This window comes from Xanthomonas hawaiiensis (assembly GCF_031834635.1).
GTDB classification, from domain to species: Bacteria; Pseudomonadota; Gammaproteobacteria; order Xanthomonadales; family Xanthomonadaceae; genus Xanthomonas_A; species Xanthomonas_A sacchari.
In genome coordinates this window covers 383,045-406,009 of sequence record NZ_CP115873.1, presented here as the reverse complement: position 1 = coordinate 406,009, position 22,965 = coordinate 383,045, and the positions used below count along the sequence as shown (strand labels likewise).

The following is a 22,965-nucleotide window of genomic DNA, read 5'->3' as shown; positions in this document are numbered from 1 at the left end:
GTCTACCGCCAAGCGTGACCCGCGGCGCAGTTGCCATTGGCAGCACATCCAGCGGTCACCTGACCGACATCGAACCTGGCCAGTTTCTTCACCTCCATCGACCACCCCCGAGGTTCCTGCAATGTCCGTCTCCCTGCGCGGTTGTCTTGCCCTGCTTGCGCTGTTCGCCGCCCAGGCGGCCAGCGCCGCCACCAGCTGCCCCACGCTCTACGCCGGCGGCAAGGCGCCGACGCTCGATGCGTCGATCACCAGCCGCACCACCGAGGTCTGCCATACCGAATACGTGCTGATGGCCTCGGGCGTGACCAAGGGTCCGCTGTACTCGGCCGAGCACATCACCGATCAGCAGGTCGCCGGCGCCGAATCGATCGGCCGCGTCGGCTCCTTCCACGACGAGACCGGCATCCCCGCCGCCGACCGCTCGCACACCTCCGACTACACCAACTCCGGCTACGACCGCGGCCACATGACCCCGGCCGGCGACGCCTCGACCACCAACTCGGAGAAGGAAACCTTCTCGATGGCCAACGTGGTCCCGCAGGACCACAAGCTCAACACCGGCGAGTGGGCGCGGATCGAAGAGCAGGTGCGCCAGCTGGCCAAGCAGCGCGGCGAGGTCTACGTGGTCACCGGCCCGGCCTTCGACAGCGGCACGCGCAGCAGCATCGGCGCCGACAACGTGCAGGTCCCGAACTACGTGTGGAAGGCGGTGTACGAGCCGGGCAACGGCGCGGCCGCCTACATGTGCGTCAACGACAGCACCATCAACTGCGACGTGGTGTCGATCAACGACGTCATCACCATGTCCGGCGTGGATCCGTTCCCGGCGATCAGCGCCAGCATGAAGGCCAATCCGATCGCGCTGACGTTGCCGTAAGGCAGGGATTCGGGAGTGGGGATTCGGGATTCGTAGAAGCGCCCTGATTCCCTGCCCGGATTGGGGGCGGCCGGAGGCGCGTGTGCGCCAGCCGGCCGCCACCGCAAGCGCGCGCACCTCAGGCGGTGTGCGCGGTCATCGCCTCGACCAGGGCCGCGAACACCGCACTGCAGGCGACGCTGCCGCGGACGTCCTGGTGCATCACGATCCAGCTGTCCAGGCCGACGCGCACCTGCTGCGGCAGCACCGGCACCAACGCCGGCGTGCGTCGCGCCAGGGCGACCTGGCAGAAGCCGATGCCGCAGCCGGCGCGCAGCAAGGCCAGTTGTGCCAGGTCGCTGTCGGCGCGCAACGCGAACGCCTCGCGCCGCCACGGCGGCAGCGCACTGCGGGCGGCGCGCAGGAACGGCGTTTCCGTATCGAAGCCGATCAGCGCGTGCTGCGGCAATTCCTCCAGCGCCTGCGGCAGGCCGTGCCGGTCCACGTAGTCCTGGTGCGCGAACAGCGCCACCGCCACCTCGCCGACATGACGTGCGATCAGCACGTCCTGCGTGGGCCGGGTCATGCGCACCGCCACGTCGGCCTCGCGATGCAGCAGGTCCTGCACCCGGTTGCTCAGCACCAGTTCCAGCCGCAGGTGCGGATGCGCGCGACGCAGGGCCGCCAGCACCGGCGGCAGCAGTTCCGCACCGATCACCTCGCTGGCGGCGATGCGCACCGTACCGCGCACCGCATCGCCGTGGCGGCCCGCCGCGCGCTGCAGCGACGCGGCCAGGCTGCCCATCGCCTGCGCATGCCCGCGCAAGGCCAGCGCGGCATCGGTGGGCAGCAGGCCGGTCTGCGAACGCACGAACAGCGGCACCGCCAGCGCCTGTTCCAGCGCCGCCACGTGCCGGCCGACGGTGGGCTGGGTCAGGCCCAGCGCGCGTGCCGCCGCCGACAGCGACCCTTCCTCCAGCACCGCCAGGAAGGACCGATAGAGTTCCCAACCGATCGTGTTGTCCATACAGAAATGTATAGCTGACTGGTGGTCTTCGCCAATTTTCTTGTGCCGCACCCGCACCGACACTGAGCGCCGACCCCAACGGAGCGCTGTCATGTCCCCTTCTTCTTCCACGGCACTGGTGCTGGGCGCCAGCGGCGGCATCGGCGGCGAACTGGCGCGGCAGTTGCGCGACGCCGGGTGGCAGGTGCGCGCCCTGCAGCGCGGCCTCCCCCACCCCAGCCAGGCGCGCGACGGCATCCACTGGCACCGCGGCGATGCGCTGCAACGCGCGGACGTGCTGCAGGCGGCCCGGGGCTGCGCGGTGATCGTGCATGCGGTGAACCCGCCCGGTTACCGGCGCTGGTCGGAGCTGGTGCTGCCGATGATCGACAACACCATCGCCGCCGCCATCGCCGAGCGCGCCACCGTGGTCCTGCCGGGCACGGTCTACAACTACGGCCCGGACGCCTATCCGGCGCCGGACGAAGACGCGCCGCAGGCTCCGGTCACGCGCAAGGGCGCGATCCGCGTGGCATTGGAGCAGCGCCTGCAGGCGGCGACCACGCAAGGTGCGCGGGCGATCGTGGTGCGCGCCGGCGACTTCTTCGGCCCGCGCGTGGGAAACAGCTGGTTCGCGCAGGGGCTGGTGCGGCCCGGGCGACCGGTCGCGACGGTGACCCTGCCAGGCGACCCGGGCGTGGGCCATCAATGGGCGTACGTGCCCGACGTGGCGCGGACCATGCTGGCGCTGCTGCAGCAGCGCACGCGCCTGCCGGCCTTCGCCCGCCTGCACATGGACGGGCACTGGGACGCCGATGGCACGCAGATGGCCGCGGCGATCGCACGGGCCGCGCAGCGCCATGGCCTGGCGCCGCCACGCACGCGCCGCTTCCCGTGGCCGCTGCTGACCCTGGCCGTGCCGTTCTGGCCGCTGGCGCGCGAACTGCACGAGATGCGCCCGCTGTGGCGGCAGCCGCTGCGCATGCGCAACGCGCGGCTGCTGGAACTGCTGGGCGAAGAACCGCACACGCCGCTGGACGTGGCGGTGGAGGCGACGCTGCAGGGGCTGGGTTGTCTGCCGGCGGCGACGCCGGCGGCCTAGCGCCGACATGCGTGGGAGCGGCTTCAGCCGCGACCGGGCTTCAACGGGAACGCCCGGTCGCGGCTGAAGCCGCTCCTACAGCACGCCGACCATCGTGATCGGGCGTGCGCTGCAGCCGCTCGCACAGACGGACGCCGGCTCAGCGCGCCTCGCGCAGCCAGCGCGCCACCTGCGGCGCGAAGTAGGTCAGCACGCCGTCGGCGCCGGCGCGCTTGAACGCCATCAGCGACTCCAGCACGCAGGCGCGCTCGTCCAGCCAGCCGTTGCCGATCGCCGCCTTGAGCATCGCGTACTCGCCGCTGACCTGGTAGGCGAAGGTCGGCACACGGAATTCGTCCTTCACCCGCCGCACCACGTCCAGGTAGGGCATGCCGGGCTTGACCATCACCATGTCCGCGCCTTCTTCCAGGTCCAGGGCGATCTCGCGCAGGGCCTCGTCGCCGTTGGCCGGGTCCATCTGGTAGGTGGTCTTGTCGGCCTTGCCGAGGTTGCCGGCGCTGCCCACCGCCTCGCGGAACGGACCGTAGAACGCCGAGGCGTACTTGGCCGAATAAGCCATGATGCGCACGTGCAGGTGCTCGTCGGCATCCAGCGCGCGGCGGATCGCGCCGATGCGCCCGTCCATCATGTCCGAGGGCGAGACGATGTCCACCCCGGCCTGCGCATGCGACAGCGACTGCTGCACCAGCGCCTCGACGGTGATGTCGTTGAGCACGTAGCCGCGGTCGTCGATGATGCCGTCCTGGCCGTGGCTGGTGTACGGATCCAGCGCGACGTCGGTCATCACCCCCAGCTCCGGAAAGCGCGTCTTCAGCGCCCGCACCGCGCGCTGCGCCAGGCCATCCGGGTTCCAGGCCTCGGCCGCGTCCAGCGACTTGCCGGCCGGGTCGATCACCGGGAACAGGTCGATCACCGGGATGCCCAGTTCCAGCGCCGCCTCGGCCTCCTTCAGCAGTTCCTCGATCGACAGCCGTTCCACGCCCGGCATGGACGCGATCGGGGTGCGCCCGGGCACGTCGTGCACGAATACCGGCCAGATCAGGTCGTCGACGGTGAGGGTGTGTTCGCGCATCAGACGGCGCGAAAAAGCATCGCGGCGCATGCGCCGGGGGCGATAGTGGGGATGGGCCACGTGCAGGCTCCTGGGTGGGCGGATTCTGGGAGGCCGTGCCAGTCGCGCGGCCGGTGCCGCCAGGCACCGCAGGCCGCGCCGCCGGCACCGGCGTGAACGCAGGGCGGCCCGCGCGCGGGCCGCCGTCGGCTGCGCATGTTACTCCCGCCGGCGCGGCACGCAGTGCGGGATGCTGCAACACAGCATGCCGGTCGCCCGGCACGCGGCTCAGATCACGCCGCCGCCCAGGCTCAGCCGGATCACCCCGACCACGATCACCAGCGCATTGAGCATCAGGCCGGTCTTGGCGCGGCCGCGGTTGGGCGCGGCGGTGAACAGCAGCCCGATCGCGGCGATCAGCGCGCCGACCGCAGCGAACGGGATCAGGAACCAGTTGCCCCAGCCGAGCAGCGGGATGAAGGCCAGGATCATCCACAGCAACGCCACGATGCCCCACAGCAGACTGATCAGGCCCATGCCGGCCTCCGTGCGAATGTGAGCCTGCACCATAGCGCGCGGCGCAGGCCAGGCAACCCAACTCTTGGCATGGGGATCACGGCGGCCCTGCCAGGGTGCGACAGCGGCGGGTTCGACGCGATTCACCCGGCCTGCCTATGATCGCGTGAGATCCGAATACGGGGGCAAAGCCATGAAGATCCGACCGTTGTTGCCGCTGGCGCTGCTGCTGAGCCTGGCCGGCTGCGCCAGTTCCTCCAAGGTAATGGTCGGCGCGGCGCGTCCGCCGATCGACCCGGCGCTGGTGCAGATCTACTCCGCGCCGCCGCCGGGGGCGGTGGATATCGCCCAGCTCGAGGCCTCCAGCGCGGCCGGCTTCGGCACCCAGGGCCAGACCGACGCGGCAGTGGACCGGCTCAAGCGCGACGCGGCCAAGCTCGGCGCCAACGGCGTGGTGCTGATGGGCGTGGGCTCGCAGCGCTCCGGTGGCGGCCTGTCGGTCGGCGCGGGCAGCTACGGCGGTCACGTCGGCGGCGGCCTGGGCATCGGCATCCCCACCACGCAGAAGCGCGCCGCCGGCATGGCGATCTGGGTGCCGCCGGGGGCGCAGGCGCCGGCGCAGCCGGCCACAGGGGAGCGCTGAGGTACGCCAACGAGTTCGACGCACAGCGGCACAGCCAGTTCCGGAGCGGCGTGCCTGACTCAAGCGCTGCAATATTCTTGCGCTATGGTCCACACGCAGGAAGAACGGACGATCCCATCCGGACGCGAACCTAGGGCCGTCCGCTCACACGGGTAGGGAATTCGGGAGTTGGATCGTCTTCAAGCAGCAGAAGACCGCTGAGTCGTCTTCATCCAGGAGGAGAGCCCATGAAGCGCTGGATATGGATTTTCGCTACATGTTTGCTGTCGTTTCACGCCACCGCCGCGCCGGTCTACAAAAAGCTCGTGTGCCGCGACAATGATCCTTTCGTGTTCTGCACCCAAGGCTGCAAGGGTGTCGACAAGAACTGGAGCCCGGTCGATCCAATCAGTGGGTCATGGCAAGCGGACCCAGGCTATTGCTTGAGGCCCAGTCCAGTCCGCTGCTGCAAGCATGGCTCGCACTGCGGTGCATGGACGCCCACCGCGATTGCTGCGGTGGACCAATACGAAGACATCTGTCCGGCAGCAGCCAAACAAGGTAACTGGACGGATCCGAGCCGGCGCCCGGAAAGCGTGCCGTACGAGCACTGAAGGCCGTGCCCTCACTTGCGCTGTGACGGCACGAACTCCTCGTCCACCGCCGCAGCCAGCTGGTCCGGGGGCAACAGCCCCTGGTCCAGCAGGAAGTTGTTGAACTTCAGCCGGTCGAACCTGGCGCCCAGCGCCAGTTCGGTGCGCATGCGCAGTTCCAGGATGCGGCTGTAGCCGTAGAAGTAGCTGCCGGCCTGGCCGGGCGCGCGCACCATGTAGCGGTCCAGTTCCTGCCGCGCCATCGCCGGCGACAAACCGACGTCGTTCTCCAGCACCAGCCGCGCACGCTCGCGGTCGATCAGGCCGAGGTTGAGCATCGGGTCGAGCATGGCCCGCGCCGCGCGCAGCAGGCGGAACTGCAAGGCGATCAGCTGCCCGTCCAGCGGCTCGTACGGCACCATCTCGGCCTCGGCGTACAGCGCCCAGCCTTCGACGTTGACCGAATTGAACGCGAACAGGCTGCGCGCCAGCGACACGCCGCGCTCGACCATGGCGGTGAACTGCAGTTCGTGGCCCGGCCGGCCCTCGTGCGCGCTCAGCGTCCACGCCGCCGCGCCGAAGTTGAAGTCGTCGTAGTGCTCACCCTTGCCGGCGCTGTCCGGGTTGCCCAGCGGCAGCACGAAGGTGCCCTGCTCGCCGGTGTTGCCGACCAGCGGCGCCGGGCGGAAATGCGGCGCCGGTTGCGCGGCGCTTTCGGCCGGCGAGCCCAGGCGCATCTGCATCGGCCGCTGCGGCACGTCGACGATGCGCTGCTGGCGGATGATCGGATCGATGCGGTCGATGACGCTGCGGTAATGCGCCTCGAGCTTGTCGTCGGGGATGGTGTCGCGCTTGAGCGCGCGCAGCACCGCGCGGTAGTCGCGGGCATCGTCGCCGCGCAGGCCCTTGGCGGCGGCCACCAGCGGCGCCAGCTGCTGCATCGTCGCGCGGGTTTCCATGAATTCCAGCTGCGCGCGCTGCATCAGCACCTGCGGGGCGATGTCGATGCCGACCTGCTTGAGCTGGAATGCGTACAACTCGGGCGGCAGACGCGCATCCTCGCGTGCCTGCGGCAACACCACCGTGCGCGTCCAGGTGGCGTAATCCTGGAACTGCTTGTCCATCGCCGCCAGCGCCGCCTCCGCGCCGGTGATCTTGTACTCGGCGAACAGCGAACGAATGCCCTTGGCGTAGGTGTCGACGTTGCTCAAGGCCTGCTCGACCTCGCGCCTGGTCGGCTGCAGGAGCTTGCCGTCGGCGCGCTTCTCTTCGTAGCGTTGCCGCGCCAGTTGCAGGGTCGAGGTGCTGCCCGGCGCCAGGCCGACGTAGCGCTGCAACCGCAGCAGCGCCTTGGCGCGGCGCGCCGCCGGTACCTGTTCGGACAACAGGTTGTTGATGCCGCCGAACACGTGCTGCGGCGCGTCGGTCCATGGCAGCAGGAAGCGCTCGTTGAGCGTGCTGCCCTCGATGGACTGGTCGGCGGCATGGATCAGGATCGCCAGATCCTGGCGCACGTTGGGATCGCGCTCCACCTGCAGTTTTTCCTGCAGCGTGCGGCGCGCGGCGCTGGTGGCCTCGCGGAAGCGCCGCGCGTTGTCGGGACCGAAATCGGAAACCTGGTCGTCGAAACCCGGCACGCCGAAAAAGCTCACTTCCTCGGCCTGGAACGGCGCCTGCGCCTGCAGCAGGATCTGCGCGAAGGCATTGCTGCGCTCCACCCATGCGGGCGCGCGCGTGGCCGACGCGGCAGCCGGCGCGGCCGCTGCCGCTGCGGCCAGCGCAGGAAACGGCGAAGGTGCCGCCAGCGCCAGGGTCAGGGCGATGGCGAGGACACGTGGCTTCATGGCGCAGCTCCGACAGAACGATGCAGGGACCGTACGCGGCATCGCCGGATCGGCCATCTGCCGGAGGTCATGGCCGCCACCGCGCCGCGGTGCAGCATGCGGGTGAACACTACGCTGCCGCGGTCGCGCACATACTGTGCCGGCAGCACAGGCGCATGATTACAAAACATAGGCGCTGCGATCGCGCGTCCCATGGCGCCACCCACAATCACGCGACACGGTGGGTGGCAGATCGTTCGCCGCTGCTTACTTCGTCGCGTCGGCCTCGGCCGGCGTGGCGCTGTCGTCGACGTCTGTTGCGGGCACCGGCGCCGCCTCGACCGCCATCCCGTCCGCCTCTTCGTCGTCGTCGCTGTCGGCGTCCTGTCCGAGCGCATCGAGCAGCGGGATCGCTTCACCCGCATCCGGCAATACCTGCAAGGTGGTGTAGTGCCACTCGCCCGCATGGCGCTCGGCTTCGATGTAGAGAGTGCCGTTGGCGCGGCTGCCGTGCAGCGACACGCTCAGGGCGGCATTGCCACTGCCGCCGCCGCTGCTGTTGAAGCTGCCGCTGGGCATGATGCCGTCCTTGATCGGCGCGCCCAGCGCGGCCGCCACGCGCGGATCGTGTTGTGCGGCCGCCACGCCGACCCGGTACGGCTCGGACGACTTGGTGACGCGCGCGATGCCGAGCACGAACACCGCGATCGACGCCAGCAGCAGGGCGCCGAGCACCAGCGCGATCAGCGGCACCGCCCATTTCCAGTGCCGCGCCCACCAGCCACGTTCGGCCGGCGGCTGCGCCGTGGCGGAGGTGGGACCGGGCGTGCCGGGCAGCGGCGGCGGACTCGACATGACGTCACTCCTTGTCGTGCGGAAGCGGGAAGATGGAAGCGCAGCGGCGCACTCAGGGCTTGAGGCAGCGCGCCAGGAACGCCTCGGTGGTGCGATAGCGATGCAGCGCATTGCTGCCGGACAGGCCATGCTTGGCGCCCGGATAGGTCATCAGCTCGAACAGCTTGCCGCGCTTCTGCAGTTCGCTCATCAGCGAGGTGGAATTGGTGAACAGCACGTTGTCGTCGGCCATGCCGTGCAGCAGCAGCAACTGCGAGGTCAGCCCGTCCAGGTGCGCGGCCACGCGGCTGTCGCGGTAGCCATCGGGATTGGCCTTGGGCAGGTTCATGTAGCGCTCGGTGTAGTGGCTGTCGTACAGCCCCCAATCGGTCACCGGCGCGCCGGCAGCGCCGCAGGCATAGGCCTCGCTGTGCTTGGCCAGCAGCATCAGGGTCATGTAGCCACCGTTGGACCAGCCGTACACGCCGATGCGTGCGGCATCGACCCACGGCTGCGCCTTCAGCCAGGCCACGCCGCGCAACTGGTCGTCCACTTCCACGGTGCCCTGGTGCTGGTACAGCGCGCCGCCGAAATCGCGGCCGCGGCGCGGCGTGCCGCGATTGTCCAGCGAGAACACCACATAGCCATGCTGGGCCAGGTACTGGTCGAACAGCGCATCGCCGCGGCCGGGCCAGCCGTCGACCACGGTCTGCGCGGCCGGGCCGCCGTACACGTAGACCACCACCGGATAGCGCTTGCCCGGATCGAAGCCGGCCGGCTTCATCAGCCGGTAGTGCAGTTGGGTCTTGCCGTCGGCGGCGGTCAGGGTGCCGAACTCGATCGGACGCTGCGCCTCGCGGTAGGCGGCATAGGGATGCTGCGGATCGGCCAGGTCGTTGACCAGCAGGGTGGCGATCTTTTCGCCATTGGCGCGGAACAGCTCGATCTGCGGCGGCGTGGTGGTGTTGGACCAACTGTCGACATAGACGCTGGCGTTCTTGGCGAAGCTGGCGGCATGCGTGCCGTTGGGCTTGGACAGCTTCTCGATGGCGCCGCCGGCCAGCGGCACCGCGTACAGCTGGGTCTGGGTCGGCGATTCCTTGGTCGCGGAGAAATAGACCTTGCCGGCCGCCTCGTCCACCGCCAGCAGTTCGTCCACCATCCACTCGCCCTGGGTCAGCGGGCGCAGCGTGCGGCCGTCTTCCGAGGCCAGGTACAGGTGTTCGTAGCCGCTGCGCTCCGAGCCCCAGACGAAGCGCCCGTCCTTGAGGAAGTGCAGGTCGTAGGTGAGCGGGACCCAGGTCGGGCTGGTCTCGGTGATCAGCACGCGCTGCTTGCCGTTGGCCAGGGTCGCCTCGATCAGCTCCAGGCGCTTCTGGTCGCGCGACTGGCGCTGGAAGGTGAGCCGTTGCGGATCGCGCCAGTCCACCCGTGCCAGGTAGATGTCCGGGTTCTTGCCCAGGTCGATCCACTGCGGCTGCGCGCCTGCGCGCGGCGCGATCGTGCCGAGCTGGATCTTGACGTTGGGCTGGCCGGCCTGCGGATAGCGCTGCTCCACCACCTCGGTATGGTCGGCGTAGACCTCCGGGCGCTTCTGCACCGGCACCTCGGTTTCGTCGATGCGCGCGAAGGCGATCGCCGAGTCGTCCGGCGCCCACCAGTAGCCGGTGTGGCGATCCATTTCCTCGTCGGCGACGAACTCGGCCACGCCGTTGCCGATGGTCTCGCTGCCGTCGCGGGTGAGCTGGTGCTGCTGGCCGCTGGCCAGGTCGATCACCCACAGGTTGCGCCCGCGCACGAAGCTGACGTAGCCGCCCTTGGGCGAGATCTTCGGATCGGTGACGAAGCCTTCGCCATGGGTGAGCTTGCGCACCGCGGCGCTGCCGGTCTTGCGCAGGTCGTACAGGTACAGCTCGCCGCCGAGCGGGAACAGCAGCGCCTGCGCATCCGGCGACCACTGGTACTCGACGATGCCGGTGTAGGCGGCGATGCGCTGGCGCTCGCGGCGCGCCTTTTCCTCGTCGCTCAGGGTCTCGGTGCCGGGCAGCACCAGCTTGGAATCCACCAGCATGCGGGTCTGTCCGCTGGCGATGTCGTACTCCCACAGGTCCAGCTGGTTGCGGTCGCTGTCCTTGCCGCGCAGGAAGGTCACCCGCGAGCCGTCCGGCGCCACCTTGGGCTTCATCAGGGTCGGCCCGGACAGCGGCTTGCTGCCGGTGATGGCCTCCAGGGTCAGTTTCTCGGCGTGGGCGGGAACGATGGGGGTGGCGAGCATGAGGGCGAGAGCGGCGAACAGAGAGCGCATGAAGGTTCCTGATGGAGCACCGAGCGCACGGATGATGCGCGTGCGCCCGGGATTTGAGAAGCGCGCCGGCTCAGCGCTGCCCGAACAGGTGCTTGCGCTCGGCGTCGCTGAGCGGCTTGCCCGCGTTCGGGTTCACCTGCTCCTTCAGGGCGTAGGCGCGCTGGGTGGCCGGACGCGCGGCGATGGCCTCGTGCCAGCGCTTGAGGTGCGGGAAGGCGGCGTAGTCGGGGGTCAGGCCGTTGTACACCTCGATCCACGGGTAGCTGGCCATGTCGGCGATGCCGTAGTCGTCGCCGGCCAGGTAGGCGCTGTGCGCCAGACGCTTGTCCAGCACCCCGTGCAGGCGCCGCACCTCGTTGCCGTAGCGCTCGATCGCATAGCCGATCTTCTCCGGCGCATACACGTTGAAATGGCCCATCTGCCCGGTCATCGGGCCGAGGCCGGCCATCTGCCAGAACAGCCATTCCAGCGCGACCACGCGCCCGCGCGGATCGGCCGGCAGGAAGCGGCCGGTCTTCTCGGCCAGGTACAGCAGGATCGCGCCGGACTCGAACACGCTCTGCGGCGCGCCGCCGTCGGCCGGGGCGTGGTCGACGATGGCCGGCATCTTGTTGTTGGGCGAGATCGCCAGGAATTCGGGCGCGAACTGCTCGCCGGCGCCGATGTTGACCGGCTTGAGCGTGTAGTCCAGCCCGGCTTCCTCGAGGAACAGGGTGACCTTGTGGCCGTTGGGGGTGGGCCAGTAGTACAGATCGATCATGGCGGCGCTCCTGGACAGGGGATCCCGAGTGTAGCGAGGCCCCCCGGCTTGGCAGCGTCATCGCCGGCCGGGTACCCTGGCTGCTCCCGCAACGCAGCATTCCAGACCACGCCATGACTCCCGAGCGGCCCCGCCTGCATCCCCTGTCCAACCTGATCTTCGCCTCGCGCTGGCTGCAGTTGCCGCTCTACCTGGGGCTGATCGTGGCCCAGGGCGTGTACGTGTTCCTGTTCGGCAAGGAGCTGTGGCACCTGATCCACGAGGCGCCGACCCTGGGCGAGCAGCAGATCATGCTGATCGTGCTCGGCCTGATCGACGTGGTGATGATCTCCAACCTGCTGGTGATGGTGATCGTCGGCGGCTACGAGACCTTCGTGTCGCGGCTGGGCCTGGAAGGCCACCCGGACCAGCCGGAGTGGCTGAGCCACGTCAACGCCAGCGTGCTCAAGGTCAAGCTGGCGCTGTCGATCATCGGCATCTCCTCGATCCACCTGCTCAAGACCTTCATCGCGGTCGGCGCGCTCGGCGGCATGCCGATGTGCTCGCCGGAGCAGCTGGCCAGCGCCGTGGGCACGGTGGACCTGAAGAGCTGCGCGACGCTGACCGCCACCGGCGTGCTGTGGCAGACCATCATCCATGGCATTTTCATCCTGTCGGCGATCGGCATCGCCTGGACCGACCGGATCATGTCCGCGTCCGCGCCGGCGCGGCCGGCGCACTGAACGACGCGCGCAGCGTCACGCTTTTTGCCGCAGGGCAGCGGCTGCCACGCACGCGGCGGCCGCGGATGCTAGATTGACCGATGGGGTGCGCTGGCGGCTTGGGGGGCCGCAGCACCGCGAACGCACCGCCATCGCATCGTTGATTGCCAACATCGGGGATTCAGGGGGACGCATGTCGCAACTCACCACACTCGCCAAGGCACGCCGTGTCGCGCCCGTCCTCTTGCTGGCCGCGCTGGCGGCCTGCTCCAAGCAGGACGAGACCGCGCCACCCAACGCCGCACCGGCCACCGCCGCGGCCAACGCGCCGGCGCCGCCGCCGGTGTCGGCCAAGGTGCAGTCGATGGGCACCGAACAGCTGCACGACTCGGCCAGCCAGGCGCTGCGCGAGAACCGCATGTATGCGCCGGCCGGCAACAACGCGGTCGAGTACTACCTGGCGTTGCGCGACAAGCAGCCGGACGACGCCGGGGTCAAGAGCGCGCTGACCGACCTGATGCCGTACACGCTGATCGCCGCCGAACAGAGCATCAACCGCGAGGATTTCCCGGAAGCGCAGCGCCTGATCGGCCTGATCGAGAAGATGGATCCGCAGGCGCCGGCGCTGCCGCGGCTCAAGCAGGGCGTGAGCAAGGGCATGGAGGCCGTGGCCCAGCGCAGCCAGGACGAGACCGACAAGGCCAAGAAGGACGCCGAGCAGAAGGCCAAGCTGGCCGCCGAACAGCAGAAGCAGGCGCAGCAGCAGGCCAGCGAGGCGCAGGCAGCGCAGCAGATCGCCGCGCAACAGGAGGCCGCGCGCCGCGAGAGCGCACGCCAGGAAGCCGAACGCCAGGCCGCCGCGCGCCCCGCCACGCCTGCCGCCACCGCGCAACCGACGCCGGCACCGGCGGCGACGCCCGCGGCCGCACCGGCATCCGCCGCCACCGCACAGACCCTGCGCCCGATCAGCACCCCGGCCCCGCGCTATCCGCCCGAAGCGCTGCGCTCGGGGACCGCCGGCGAAGTGCTGGTGGAGATCACCGTCGGCACCGACGGCGCGGTCACCAACGCGCGCGTGCTGCGCTCCACGCCACCGCGGGTGTTCGACCGCGAGGCGCTGAACGCGACCAAGCGCTGGCGCTTCGAACCGGTCAGTGCGCCGATCACCACCCGCCGCACGCTGGCGTTCAATCCCGGCGGCTGAGCCGCCCCCTGGCGCGTGCCCGGCGGCTGCCGGGCGCGCGGCATCGCCGAGGGCGGTGCCGGGCAGCAGCGCTCAGGCTGCGGGCGTACCGCCCGCGCGGCGCACAGGCGTACCGAAGCGCCCCTTGCGCCAGGCCACCCAGGTCGCGATCGCACCCACCACCGTGCACACCAGCAGACCCGGCAGCGAAGCCTCGGGGCCGAACGCGCCACCGCTCAGCCAGTCCGGCACCCCGGCCTGCGCCGTGCTGCGCGCGATCGCCGGTCCCATGTCGGTGCCGGACACCGCCGTGCCGAACAGATAGCCCTGGGTGAAGTTCCAGGCCGCGTGCACGCCGATGGAGACCCAGAGCCGGCCGCTGAGCACGTAGAACGCGCCCAGCATGATCCCGGCCTCCACCGCGATGCACAGCGCGGCGAACACGCTCGCGTTCGGATTGCCGAGGTGGGCCAGCCCGAACAGGGCCGCCGACAGCACGAACGCCAGCCAGGGACCGAACGCGCGCCACAGCAGCCGCAGCAGGATCGCGCGCAGCATCAGTTCTTCCACCACGCCGGCCTGCAGCGCCTTGCCGAGCGCCCCCCACACCGGCGCCGGCCCGGTCCAGCGGATCGCGTACACGTGCAATGCCGCCATCAGCGCCATCACCGCCGCGAACATCGCCGCGCCCAGCAGCAGCCCGACGGCCAACTGCGAGGGCGCCGCGCGCCAGGCCAGTTCCGCCGGCCAGCGCCGCTCGCCCAGGCGCACCGCCACCGCGTAGAGGACGGCGGCCGTCACTGCCGTGGCGAACGAGGCAAGCGGACCCGCGCCCGACGCAAGAAGCCTGCCGCACAGCAGCGGCACCGCCGTCGCCACGACGATCATCAGCGCGAGCAAGGCAATCGCCCAGGCCAGCGCGCGCAGCCAGCGCAGCATCCCCGGCTGCAGGATGCGCGCCTCGCCGAGCACCAGCAGGCGGGCACCGCCGGCAGCCTTCAGTGCCGGGACATCGTGTGGATCTGGAGACATGCAAAGGCTCGCTGCGGAGAATGCTTCAGGAAGGCGGACGCATCCGCCGTGCGCGCAGGGAGTGTGCATCACGCCCGCAGTCCCTGCGCAGCGCGCGGACCGGGTCCGCGCGCTGCCGGCGGCTCACGCCGAGATCGCCAACTGCTCCTGCCGGTAGCGGCGCACCGCCGCCAGCCACAGCACCGCGGCCAGGCCGAAGCCGGTGAGCAGGTACACCGCCCAGATCTGCGGATCGATCGTTTCGCGGCGGATGATCTTCATCAGCATCTGGTTCTGCGCCAGGAACGGCACGGCGAACTGCCACAGCGTGGTCTTCAGCGGATACACCATCAACGCGTAGCCGGGCAGCATCGGCAGCAGCATCAGCCAGGTCATGTGGCTCTGCGCCTCCTTCATGCTCTTGGCCGCGGCCGCCAGATAGGTCAGCAGCGAGGTGCCGATGAACAGCATCGGCAGCAGCACGAACAGCATCTGCAGCATCGCCACGAAGCTGACGTTGAGCTGGCGGCCGATGCCGCTGGCCACCTGCGCGCTGAGCTTGAACGCGAGCAGGGTCAGCAGCAGCGACACCAGGCCGACCACGCAGGCCGCGGCGATCTTGCCGCTGACGATGGCGCTGCGCGAGGCCGGCGTGGCCAGCAGCGGCTCCAGCGATTGCCGCTCGCGTTCGCCGGCGGTGGCGTCGAGGATCAGGTAGGCGCCGCCGATGAACGAGGTGATGGTCAACAGCACCGGCAACAGCATCGCCAGCAACGCACCGCGCTTGGCTTCGGGCGTGGCCAGGTCCTGCAACGCCACGTCCAGCGGCCGCGACACCTGCGAGTCGATGCCGCGCGCCAGCAGGCGCAAGGCCCCGACCTGCTGGCCGTACATGCTCAGCGCGGCCTGCACGCGCTGGGTCGGGATGTCGGCGTCGCGGCGGGTGCTGTCCTTGATGATCTCCACCAGCGCCGGGCGTCCTTCGTGCCAGGCGTTGGCGTAGTCCTCGTCGATCTTCAGCGCAAGATCCACGTCCTGGCTGCGGATCGCGCCGGTCAGGTCCTTCGGCGGCGCGACCGCGTTCAGGCCCTGCGCGGCGAGGAAGGCGACCAGGTTCGGCGCGCGTTCGCGGCCGATCACCGGAATGTCCAGCGGCTTGTCGATCTGCGTGCGCACGCGGCTCTCGGCCAGCGCGCCCATGCCCAGGATCAGCGCCGGGTACAGCAGCGGACCCAGCAGCAAGGCCAGCGCCAGGGTGCGGCGATCGCGCGAGAGATCGCGCAGTTCCTTGCGCATCACGGTGAATACAGTGCGGAGCAGGCTCATGCGTGCAGTCCCTCGTCGCTGCCGATCGCCTTGACGAAGGCGTCTTCCAGGTTGGATTCGCCGGTCAGGGCGCGCAGTTCGTCGGCGGTGCCGGCGGCCACCACCGTGCCCTTGGCGATGATGACGATGCGATCGCACAGCGCCGCCACCTCCTGCATGATGTGGCTGGAGAAGATCACGCAACGCCCTTCCTCGCGCAGTTCGCGCAGGAATCCGCGCAGCGCGCGCGTGGTCATCACGTCCAGGCCGTTGGTGGGTTCGTCCAGGATCACGTTGCGCGGGTCGTGGACCAGCGCGCGGGCGATCGCGGTCTTGGTGCGCTGGCCCTGACTGAAGCCTTCGGTCTGGCGGTCGAGGATGTCGTCCATGTCCAGCGCCGTCGACAGCAACCGGGTGCGCTCGGCGATGCGCGCCGCCGACAGCCCGTGCAACTCGCCGAAGTAGGCGATGTTCTCGCGCGCGGTCAGGCGCTTGTACACGCCGCGCGCATCCGGCAGCACGCCCAGCGCGCGCCGCACCGCCATCGGATCCTGGCCCACGTCGACGCCGTCCACGCGCACCTGGCCCTGGTCCGGCGCCATCAGCGTGTAGAGCATGCGCAAGGTGGTGGTCTTGCCGGCGCCGTTGGGACCGAGCAGGCCGGTGATCTGGCCGTCGGCGGCCTGGAAGCTGACCCCTTGCACGGCCTGCACGGCGCCGGCGCGGGTCTTGAATGCCTTGTGCAGATTGTCGGCGACGATCATGCCTGCCCCTCCCTGTCGAACGCTGCGCAGCTCATGGTTCCCATCCGTTGAATGAAGTGAAGGCCGGCACGCCGCTCATCGCGTCCAGGCAGGTGGCATCGAGGTGCTTGGCATCGGCGGTCTCGAAGAACTGGCCGAGCAGCTTGGGCATGCAGCCCAGGGTCATGGTGCCGTGGCCCTGGCCGCGCACCACCAGGTGGCGGCCGTTGGGCAGGCCCTTCAGCACGCGCTCGGCGTAGCGCGGCGGCGTCACCGGATCCAGCTGGCCGGAGGTCAGCAGCACCGGCAGGGTGGAGGTGAACGGCGCGGTGAAGTCGGCCGGGCGGGTGCCGGTGGGCCACACCGGGCACGGTGCGAAGAACATCTGCGCCACCTCCGGGCCGAGCAGCGTGTCGTGGGTCTGCGGCGCGCGGTAGCGGTCGGCATCCTCGGCGCAGATCACCGACCACTGCATGCCGCGGTTCATCTGCCCGTCCAGCTGCCCGCCCATCATCCGCGCCAGCGACATCAGCGGCCCGTAGCGGCCATTGGCGGCCTCGTCCAGCACCAGCGGCAGCAGCGACGCGGTCTGCGGCGCGTAGGAGAACGAGAACGCCAGGCTGGTGACGGTGTCGGCGGTGACCCGATCGTGGCGGCTCTCGCCGCTGGCCGGATCGCGGTAGTCCACCTCCACCGGCGCCTGCCGCAGCCGCTCCACCACCGCACGCAACTGCGTGCGGGTATCGGTGGGGAAGCGCTTGGCGCAGGCCGGATCGGCCTTGCACTGCTCGGCCTGCAGCGCGATCGCATCCTCGAAGGTGGTGGCGAACTCGCCACCGACGACCAGGTCGTTCGGCGCCACGCCGTCGATGACCACGCTGCGCACGTGCGGCGCGTAGCGGCGCGCGTACTGCTGGGCGACGCGGGTGCCGTAGGAGCCGCCGATCAGGTTGATCTTGTCCACGCCCAACGCGGCGCGTACCGCATCCAGATCGCCGATCGCCTGGGTGGTGGTGTAGTAGCGCGGATCGGCGCGGCCCTGCAGCGATTGCGCGCAGCGCCGCGCGTAGTCGACCAGTTCGTTCGCGGTGGGCGCGCGCGCCGGATCGGCCAGCGGCAGTTCCTTGCCGTCCGGTCCCAGGCAGCTCAGCGGGTTGGACTGGCCGGTGCCGCGCTGGTCGATCAGGAACACGTCGCGGCGCTTGCGGGTCTCGCGCAGCGCCATGTCGACGATGCTGGCGACCTGGGTGGCGGCCTGGCCGGGACCGCCGGCGAGGAAGAACACCGGATCCGGGTCGCTGCCGCCCTCGCCGGTGATCGGCAGCCAGGCGATGTTGAGTTCGATCTTGCGGCCGTTCGGCGCCGCCGGATTCTCCGCCACCGCCATCCGCGTGCACTGCGCCGGCACGTTGTTGGAGGCCACCGGATTGGTCAGCGTGCACGGGTGGAAGCGCAGCGCGCCGTAGCTGCGCTCGGACGTCTGCGGCGCCGGTGCCTGGGCCGCCTGGCAGGCGGCGAGCAAGAGGGTGGCCGCCGCGATGGCGAACGGCCGGGAGGGGTGTCGCATGGTTCGCATCCTTGAGTTCATGGCTTGCAGAATGCCATGCCGGAACATGGCGTCGTCGGTGCCCGGTGGGGCATGGAACGGAGTGCGCGCTTACTCGGCCTCATCGAACAGGAACACCTGCTCGATGCTGTGCGCGAACAGCCGCGCGATACGGAACGCCAGCGGCAGGCTCGGATCGTACTTGCCGGTCTCCAGCGCATTGATGGTCTGCCGCGACACGCCCAGCCGCTCGCCCAGTTCGCCCTGCGACCAGCCGTGCGCCTCGCGCAGTTCGCGGATGCGGCTGTTCATTGGTAGCGGCGCGCGTTCGCGACCTTGACCACCCCATAGGTCATGCACAGCGCGGGAAACACCCACAGCATCGCGCTCGAGGCCGACAGCGCGATGACCTGCGCCGCCTGCAGGAACCCGGCCGCCATGTAGACGCCGCAGGTCAGCCCGGCGGCGATGGCGATGGATTCCAGCTCGATGCGTCGCTGCAATTCGTCGGAGTCACGCACGAAGCGCGCCACCGCCCGGATCACCAGCGCCAGCATCAGCGCCGGCAGCAGGGCGACCACCACGCGCAGCCACAGCACGTCCACGCTGTCGAGCAGGCGCTTCCAGAACAGCATCACCACCACGTAGGCGCCCATCGGCGGGAAGAACTCGCGGTAGTAACGCCGTGCCAGCGCCCGCGGCGCGCTGTCGGCCAGGCTGCCGCGCGACCACCACAGCAGCAGCGCCATGAACAGGCCGCCGATGCCGACGCCCATGCAGACCCCGCGCAGATAGTCGCTGCCGCCGAGCGGCAGCCAGGCGGCGGCCGCCAGCAACGCCAGACTCACGCACAGCACCACGATCGCGTTGCGCCTGCAGTTGCCCATCACCTGTCCCCGATACTCAGCCGATCCCCGATCCGGCAGCCTCGCGGCTGCCGCGCATGCCGTGCCGACCTTTCCCCTGTCAAGCACGCTTGACAGGAGAATGCGCGCACCAAGATCGGCTGTCAAGCGTCCTTTACAGACAAAACCAAATCACCGACAAGCCGGCGCAACTAGCCCCTCTCCCGCCGGGAGAGGGGTTGGGGTGAGGGTACGGGCGCGAAGCGCGCTCGACGCTTCGGAAACACCCAGCTTCGCCCTGGACGGACCGCAGGTGTCGCGGTCGCGGCTGAAGCCGCTCCTACGCGAGATGTCCGGCGCCGACAGCCGCCGCTACTTGCTGCTGACGTACTTCTCGCGGCGGATGTGCGGCACCGGCAGGCCGGCCTCCTTCAGCGCGTCGAAACAGGCGTCGACCATGTTCGGATTGCCGCACAGGTAGGCGATGTCGCCCTCGGCCTGCGGCGCGAACTCGGCGAGGAACTGCTGCACGTAGCCATGCCGCACGTCGGCATGCGGCGCCTCCGGCAGCTCGCGCGAGAAGCACGGCACGAAACGGAAACCGGGATGCGCATCGGCGAAAGCGCGGAACTCGTCGCCGTACAGCAACTCGCCTGGCGTGCGTGCGCCCAGCAGCAATACCACCTCCACGCCGCGCTCGGCCATCGCCGCTTCCAGCAGCGGCAGCATCGAGCGATAGGGAGTGACGCCGGTGCCGGTGGCGATCAGCAGATAGCGACGGTTCGTGTCGCCCGGCTGCAGGCAGAAACGTCCGTACGGACCGCTGGCGCAGACCTGCCCGCCGATCTCCAGGCCTTCGAACAGCGCGGTGGCCGCACCGCCAGCGACGAAGCTGACCGCGATCTCGACCGTGGCATCGGCCGGCTGCGCCGGATCGTGGCGGGTGGCCAGCGAATAGCTGCGCTTGGTCGCCGTGCCATCGGCATAGTGGAAGTGCACCTGCACGAACTGTCCCGGCACGAACGGCAGCGGCTGGCCGTCGTCGCGGACGAAGCGGTAGTGGCCGACGGCCGGGGCCAGCATGTGGCGGTCGACCAGTTTCAACGGGAATTGGGCAGGCACGGAGATGCAACAGTCTGTGGCCGGGGGCGACCCCGCGAGGTCTTCTATAATAGCGGCTGCACTTCTCCTGCGCCGTCGATGCGGCGCGAAGGCCCGCCTTGACTCCCGCATCCGCTCTTTCTTCACAGACCCCTGCGCCTGCGCTGCGCGTGCGCGACCTGCGCAAGACCTACGACAACGGCGTGCAGGCCCTGCATGGCGTGTCGCTGGACGTGCTGCCCGGCGACTTCTTCGCCCTGCTCGGCCCCAACGGCGCCGGCAAGTCCACCCTGATCGGCATCATCAGCTCGCTGGTCAACCTCAGCGCCGGCCAGGTCGAGGTGTTCGGCACCGACCTGAGCAGCCAGCGCAGCGCGGCGATGCGCCTGATCGGCCTGGTGCCGCAGGAAATCAACTTCAACCTGTTCGAGAAGCCCTTCGACATCCTGGTCAACTACGCCGGCTTCTACGGCATGCCGCGCGCCGAGGCCGAGCGCCTGGCCGAAGCCGAACTCAAGCGCGCGCACCTGTGGGAGAAGGCCCAGGTGATGAGCCGCACCCTGTCCGGCGGCATGAAGCGGCGGCTGATGATCGCCCGCGCGATGATGACCCGGCCGCGCCTGCTGATCCTGGACGAGCCCACCGCCGGCGTGGACATCGAGATCCGCCGCGATATGTGGCGCGTGCTGCGTGAGATCAACGCCGCCGGCACCACCATCATCCTCACCACCCACTACCTGGAGGAAGCGGAGAGCCTGTGCCGCAACCTGGCGATCATCGACCGTGGCCGCATCGTCGAGCAGGGCCCGATGCGCGCCCTGCTGGCCAAGCTGGACGTGGAAGGCTTCCTGCTGGACATCGACGGCGAGTTGCCGGCGCAGTTGCCGGCGATCGAGGGCACCACCCTGATCGCCCAGGACGCGCACACCCTGGACCTGGACATGCCGCGGGCGATGGACCTCAACCGCGTGTTCGCCGCGCTGGGCGACGCCGGCATCCGCGTGCGCTCCATGCGCACCAAGAGCAATCGCCTGGAGGAACTGTTCGTGCGCCTCACCGGCGAACACCGCGATGCCGCGGCGGCCACGACCGGCACGGCCACGCCGTCCGCCACTCCCTGATGCCCCCACGGCGACGACCATGACCACCCAGACCGATTCCACCCTCCCCGTATCCGACGCCACCCCCGCCCAGCGCAACTGGGTCGCGCTGGGCACCATCGTGCGCCGCGAGGTCAAGCGCATCCTGCGCATCTGGGGCCAGACCCTGGTGCCGCCGGCGATCACCATGACCCTGTACTTCCTGATTTTCGGCGGCCTGATCGGCTCGCGCGTAGGCGACATGGGCGGCTACAGCTACATGCAGTTCATCGTTCCCGGCCTGGTGATGATGAGCGTGATCCAGAACAGCTACGGCAACATCAGTTCCAGCTTCTTCGGCGCCAAGTTCGGCCGCCACGTCGAGGAACTGCTGGTCAGCCCCATGCCCAACTGGGTGATCCTGTGGGGCTACGTCGCCGGCGCGGTGCTGCGCGGGCTGATGGTCGGCGTGATCGTGCTGATCATCGCCATGTTCTTCACCCCGGTGCGCATCCCGCACCCGCTGGTGACCCTGACCACGGTGCTGCTGGGCGCGACCATCTTCTCCCTGGCCGGCTTCATCAACGCGGTCTACGCGAAGAAGTTCGACGACGTGGCGATCGTGCCGACCTTCATCCTGACCCCGCTGACCTACCTGGGCGGCGTGTTCTACTCGGTCAAGCTGCTGCCCGGCTGGGCCGAGGCCGCCACCCACGCCAACCCGATCTTCTACATGGTCAACGCCTTCCGCTACGGCCTGCTCGGCAGCAGCGACGTGCCGGTGTGGGTGGCCTACAGCCTGATGCTGGGCTTCGTCGCGGTGCTGGCGGCGCTGGCGCTGTGGCTGCTGCGACGCGGGGTGGGGTTGCGGAGCTGACGCGCCAGCGTCCTTAGCGCCCCACCCTCCAGGCGGCTGACGCCACCCGAGGCACGACGCCAGGCGTCGTCGCCACAGAGAACATCTTGCGTCGCCCAAGGGCTGCGCCAATACGGCACGGCGAGGACGGCGCACAGCGCCTCCCGCCGTCGGCGCCAGTGCCTGGTGGGCGAAGCGACGCCGGGCGCATCCCGCCCTTGCACCGCGTCAGCAAGCGCCGAGAACCGACGCCCCCGGCGTGCCGGGATCTGAGTGCACCGTGCCCCGGTCGCCGCGTCGCGGTGGATACACGCCGTGTCCCGGATTGCAGTCGGTGTCATCCACCGGCATATCCGCTACGCGTCACATCCGAATCCGACGGCGCGCACGGCGCGAGTGCACCGAATTCACAATTGTATATTCCATACGGGATCGCACGCGTCCAAAGTTTGACTCGATAATGTGATGCAAACCTAGTCAAGCGCCAATTTATTAACGCAAGTTTTCTTGTAACGGCAATAAGCCGACGCTACAGTGCACACGTCCGCTACACACCATCTCTTTACTGGACGTAAAGCGCGGGCCGGAGACCAGCTTCGTCTCCGTGAACGACTTCACTTAATGAACCAATGTCGCCACACGTTGCCGCTGGCACGCTTGTGTGTTGCCGGTAATTGGGCGATCGAGCCAAGGAGAGGAATCAGATGAAGATCCAACGCAAGCCCATCCGCTTCGGCCGCAAGCAGCAGGGCCAAGGCATGACCGAGTACATCATCATCGTGGCCCTGATCGCGATCGCGGCGATCGGCGTGTTCACGTTCTTCGGCGGCACCGTCCGCAGCCAGGTCGCCGGTATGGCGCAGGAACTGTCGGGCAAGGAAGACGCCAGTGAGATGATCGGCCGCGCCGGCACCAACGCCGGTCACGCCAAGGAACAGGCCAAGAGTGACAAGGGCATGGCCGCTTATAACGGCAACAAGTAATGTCCTTGCCACCATCTGCCCCGCAGCGGGCAGATGGTGGCCCCGCTATTGGTCATAGCAGTAGGAGCCGAATGCAGGCTTCTACGAACTCCAGCAACCCAATTCAATGGAACCAGCCGGGTCCGACGCGTGCGTCGTGCCCTA

At 69.3% G+C, this 22,965-nt stretch carries 23 protein-coding genes; 9 read left to right on the top strand and 14 right to left on the bottom strand.

Annotated features, from left to right (window positions below; all coding sequences use genetic code 11):
* Positions 1 to 121 precede the first annotated feature (121 nt).
* Complete coding sequence (locus PG878_RS01805; RefSeq protein ID WP_209030507.1) at positions 122 to 877, top strand: DNA/RNA non-specific endonuclease; 756 nt, start codon at positions 122 to 124, stop codon at positions 875 to 877.
* Positions 878 to 995: 118 nt separating this feature from the next.
* Here PG878_RS01805 and PG878_RS01800 read toward each other — a convergent pair whose 3' ends face one another.
* On the bottom strand, positions 996 to 1,883 hold the full coding sequence (locus PG878_RS01800) for a LysR family transcriptional regulator (protein ID WP_209030506.1): 888 nt from the start codon (positions 1,881 to 1,883) through the stop codon (positions 996 to 998).
* A gap of 91 nt (positions 1,884 to 1,974) precedes the next feature.
* Here PG878_RS01800 and PG878_RS01795 point away from each other — a divergent pair, with 91 nt between their 5' ends.
* The gene (locus PG878_RS01795; RefSeq protein WP_209030505.1) at positions 1,975 to 2,964 is read left to right on the top strand and encodes an NAD-dependent epimerase/dehydratase family protein; all 990 of its coding nucleotides are present in this window, start codon (positions 1,975 to 1,977) and stop codon (positions 2,962 to 2,964) included.
* Between the two features lie 139 nt (positions 2,965 to 3,103).
* Here PG878_RS01795 and hemB read toward each other — a convergent pair whose 3' ends face one another.
* A complete protein-coding gene (gene hemB, locus PG878_RS01790) occupies positions 3,104 to 4,096 on the bottom strand; it encodes a porphobilinogen synthase (RefSeq protein WP_209030504.1) in 993 nt (330 codons plus the stop codon).
* 207 nt (positions 4,097 to 4,303) lie between these two features.
* Entirely contained in the window at positions 4,304 to 4,552 is a 249-nt protein-coding gene (locus tag PG878_RS01785) for a hypothetical protein (protein ID WP_010340624.1), read from the bottom strand.
* A gap of 172 nt (positions 4,553 to 4,724) precedes the next feature.
* On the opposite strand from PG878_RS01785, the gene PG878_RS01780 reads away from it, so the two are divergent.
* Together PG878_RS01780 and PG878_RS01775 are read left to right on the top strand one after the other, a co-directional pair.
* Positions 4,725 to 5,174, top strand: coding sequence for a hypothetical protein (locus PG878_RS01780; protein WP_209030503.1), 450 nt, complete (start codon positions 4,725 to 4,727; stop codon positions 5,172 to 5,174).
* A 227-nt stretch (positions 5,175 to 5,401) separates the two neighbouring features.
* Positions 5,402 to 5,767, top strand: a complete 366-nt coding sequence (locus PG878_RS01775; protein ID WP_209030502.1) for a hypothetical protein — start codon at positions 5,402 to 5,404, stop codon at positions 5,765 to 5,767.
* Between the two features lie 11 nt (positions 5,768 to 5,778).
* On the opposite strand, the gene PG878_RS01770 is transcribed toward PG878_RS01775, so the two are convergent.
* The 4 genes from PG878_RS01770 to PG878_RS01755 all read right to left on the bottom strand — a co-directional run bounded on the left by PG878_RS01770 (position 5,779) and on the right by PG878_RS01755 (position 11,468).
* Positions 5,779 to 7,590, bottom strand: coding sequence for a DUF885 domain-containing protein (locus PG878_RS01770; RefSeq protein ID WP_209030501.1), 1,812 nt, complete (start codon positions 7,588 to 7,590; stop codon positions 5,779 to 5,781).
* Between the two features lie 246 nt (positions 7,591 to 7,836).
* Positions 7,837 to 8,424, bottom strand: coding sequence for a cytochrome c oxidase assembly factor Coa1 family protein (locus PG878_RS01765; protein ID WP_209030500.1), 588 nt, complete (start codon positions 8,422 to 8,424; stop codon positions 7,837 to 7,839).
* Positions 8,425 to 8,476: 52 nt separating this feature from the next.
* Positions 8,477 to 10,708 carry a S9 family peptidase gene (locus tag PG878_RS01760; protein ID WP_209030499.1) on the bottom strand — a complete coding sequence of 744 codons (2,232 nt, stop codon included), beginning with the start codon at positions 10,706 to 10,708 and terminating at the stop codon, positions 8,477 to 8,479.
* Between the two features lie 70 nt (positions 10,709 to 10,778).
* The gene (locus PG878_RS01755) at positions 10,779 to 11,468 is read right to left on the bottom strand and encodes a glutathione binding-like protein (RefSeq protein WP_043094212.1); all 690 of its coding nucleotides are present in this window, start codon (positions 11,466 to 11,468) and stop codon (positions 10,779 to 10,781) included.
* Between the two features lie 113 nt (positions 11,469 to 11,581).
* Between PG878_RS01755 and PG878_RS01750 the strand changes: the two genes are divergently transcribed.
* Both PG878_RS01750 and PG878_RS01745 read left to right on the top strand, forming a co-directional pair.
* Positions 11,582 to 12,190, top strand: a complete 609-nt coding sequence (locus tag PG878_RS01750; protein WP_209030498.1) for a TIGR00645 family protein — start codon at positions 11,582 to 11,584, stop codon at positions 12,188 to 12,190.
* A 172-nt stretch (positions 12,191 to 12,362) separates the two neighbouring features.
* Entirely contained in the window at positions 12,363 to 13,373 is a 1,011-nt protein-coding gene (locus tag PG878_RS01745) for an energy transducer TonB (protein WP_209030497.1), read from the top strand.
* Positions 13,374 to 13,445: 72 nt separating this feature from the next.
* Here the strand turns inward: PG878_RS01745 and PG878_RS01740 are convergent, their stop codons facing one another.
* From PG878_RS01740 to PG878_RS01710, 7 genes are all read right to left on the bottom strand, one after another.
* Positions 13,446 to 14,384, bottom strand: a complete 939-nt coding sequence (locus tag PG878_RS01740; protein ID WP_209030496.1) for a CPBP family intramembrane glutamic endopeptidase — start codon at positions 14,382 to 14,384, stop codon at positions 13,446 to 13,448.
* A 123-nt stretch (positions 14,385 to 14,507) separates the two neighbouring features.
* The gene (locus tag PG878_RS01735) at positions 14,508 to 15,689 is read right to left on the bottom strand and encodes an ABC transporter permease (protein ID WP_209030495.1); all 1,182 of its coding nucleotides are present in this window, start codon (positions 15,687 to 15,689) and stop codon (positions 14,508 to 14,510) included.
* Positions 15,686 to 16,432: an ABC transporter ATP-binding protein gene (locus tag PG878_RS01730; protein ID WP_010340635.1), complete on the bottom strand. Its 747-nt coding sequence runs from the start codon at positions 16,430 to 16,432 to the stop codon at positions 15,686 to 15,688. The genes PG878_RS01735 and PG878_RS01730 overlap by 4 nt, the downstream gene beginning before the upstream one ends.
* A gap of 31 nt (positions 16,433 to 16,463) precedes the next feature.
* Positions 16,464 to 17,978, bottom strand: coding sequence for an alpha/beta hydrolase (locus PG878_RS01725; RefSeq protein ID WP_209030494.1), 1,515 nt, complete (start codon positions 17,976 to 17,978; stop codon positions 16,464 to 16,466).
* 90 nt (positions 17,979 to 18,068) lie between these two features.
* A complete protein-coding gene (locus tag PG878_RS01720) occupies positions 18,069 to 18,269 on the bottom strand; it encodes a helix-turn-helix transcriptional regulator (protein ID WP_010340539.1) in 201 nt (66 codons plus the stop codon).
* Positions 18,266 to 18,844: a hypothetical protein gene (locus PG878_RS01715; protein ID WP_209030493.1), complete on the bottom strand. Its 579-nt coding sequence runs from the start codon at positions 18,842 to 18,844 to the stop codon at positions 18,266 to 18,268. Before PG878_RS01715 ends, PG878_RS01720 begins: the two co-directional genes overlap by 4 nt.
* A 330-nt stretch (positions 18,845 to 19,174) precedes the next feature.
* Positions 19,175 to 19,885, bottom strand: coding sequence for an FAD-binding oxidoreductase (locus PG878_RS01710; protein ID WP_244663792.1), 711 nt, complete (start codon positions 19,883 to 19,885; stop codon positions 19,175 to 19,177).
* A 137-nt stretch (positions 19,886 to 20,022) separates the two neighbouring features.
* Between PG878_RS01710 and PG878_RS01705 the strand changes: the two genes are divergently transcribed.
* From PG878_RS01705 to PG878_RS01695, 3 genes are all read left to right on the top strand, one after another.
* A complete protein-coding gene (locus PG878_RS01705; RefSeq protein WP_209030492.1) occupies positions 20,023 to 21,024 on the top strand; it encodes an ABC transporter ATP-binding protein in 1,002 nt (333 codons plus the stop codon).
* Positions 21,025 to 21,043: 19 nt separating this feature from the next.
* On the top strand, positions 21,044 to 21,859 hold the full coding sequence (locus PG878_RS01700; protein WP_017907701.1) for an ABC transporter permease: 816 nt from the start codon (positions 21,044 to 21,046) through the stop codon (positions 21,857 to 21,859).
* A gap of 683 nt (positions 21,860 to 22,542) precedes the next feature.
* Complete coding sequence (locus PG878_RS01695; RefSeq protein WP_019799149.1) at positions 22,543 to 22,821, top strand: hypothetical protein; 279 nt, start codon at positions 22,543 to 22,545, stop codon at positions 22,819 to 22,821.
* The last annotated feature ends 144 nt before the right edge of the window (positions 22,822 to 22,965 follow it).

Bases quoted from the DNA above. Each gene is read 5' to 3' on its own strand.
- PG878_RS01805 (WP_209030507.1), top strand. From the start codon at position 122: ATGTCCGTCTCCCTGCGCGGTTGTCTTGCCCTGCTTGCGCTGTTCGCC.
- PG878_RS01800 (WP_209030506.1), bottom strand. From the start codon at position 1,883: ATGGACAACACGATCGGTTGGGAACTCTATCGGTCCTTCCTGGCGGTG.
- PG878_RS01795 (WP_209030505.1), top strand. From the start codon at position 1,975: ATGTCCCCTTCTTCTTCCACGGCACTGGTGCTGGGCGCCAGCGGCGGC.
- PG878_RS01785 (WP_010340624.1), bottom strand. From the start codon at position 4,552: ATGGGCCTGATCAGTCTGCTGTGGGGCATCGTGGCGTTGCTGTGGATG.
- PG878_RS01780 (WP_209030503.1), top strand. From the start codon at position 4,725: ATGAAGATCCGACCGTTGTTGCCGCTGGCGCTGCTGCTGAGCCTGGCC.
- PG878_RS01775 (WP_209030502.1), top strand. From the start codon at position 5,402: ATGAAGCGCTGGATATGGATTTTCGCTACATGTTTGCTGTCGTTTCAC.
- PG878_RS01770 (WP_209030501.1), bottom strand. From the start codon at position 7,590: ATGAAGCCACGTGTCCTCGCCATCGCCCTGACCCTGGCGCTGGCGGCA.
- PG878_RS01765 (WP_209030500.1), bottom strand. From the start codon at position 8,424: ATGTCGAGTCCGCCGCCGCTGCCCGGCACGCCCGGTCCCACCTCCGCC.
- PG878_RS01760 (WP_209030499.1), bottom strand. From the start codon at position 10,708: ATGCGCTCTCTGTTCGCCGCTCTCGCCCTCATGCTCGCCACCCCCATC.
- PG878_RS01755 (WP_043094212.1), bottom strand. From the start codon at position 11,468: ATGATCGATCTGTACTACTGGCCCACCCCCAACGGCCACAAGGTCACC.
- PG878_RS01750 (WP_209030498.1), top strand. From the start codon at position 11,582: ATGACTCCCGAGCGGCCCCGCCTGCATCCCCTGTCCAACCTGATCTTC.
- PG878_RS01745 (WP_209030497.1), top strand. From the start codon at position 12,363: ATGTCGCAACTCACCACACTCGCCAAGGCACGCCGTGTCGCGCCCGTC.
- PG878_RS01740 (WP_209030496.1), bottom strand. From the start codon at position 14,384: ATGTCTCCAGATCCACACGATGTCCCGGCACTGAAGGCTGCCGGCGGT.
- PG878_RS01735 (WP_209030495.1), bottom strand. From the start codon at position 15,689: ATGAGCCTGCTCCGCACTGTATTCACCGTGATGCGCAAGGAACTGCGC.
- PG878_RS01730 (WP_010340635.1), bottom strand. From the start codon at position 16,432: ATGATCGTCGCCGACAATCTGCACAAGGCATTCAAGACCCGCGCCGGC.
- PG878_RS01725 (WP_209030494.1), bottom strand. From the start codon at position 17,978: ATGCGACACCCCTCCCGGCCGTTCGCCATCGCGGCGGCCACCCTCTTG.
- PG878_RS01720 (WP_010340539.1), bottom strand. From the start codon at position 18,269: ATGAACAGCCGCATCCGCGAACTGCGCGAGGCGCACGGCTGGTCGCAG.
- PG878_RS01715 (WP_209030493.1), bottom strand. From the start codon at position 18,844: ATGGGCAACTGCAGGCGCAACGCGATCGTGGTGCTGTGCGTGAGTCTG.
- PG878_RS01710 (WP_244663792.1), bottom strand. From the start codon at position 19,885: ATGCTGGCCCCGGCCGTCGGCCACTACCGCTTCGTCCGCGACGACGGC.
- PG878_RS01700 (WP_017907701.1), top strand. From the start codon at position 21,044: ATGACCACCCAGACCGATTCCACCCTCCCCGTATCCGACGCCACCCCC.
- PG878_RS01695 (WP_019799149.1), top strand. From the start codon at position 22,543: ATGAAGATCCAACGCAAGCCCATCCGCTTCGGCCGCAAGCAGCAGGGC.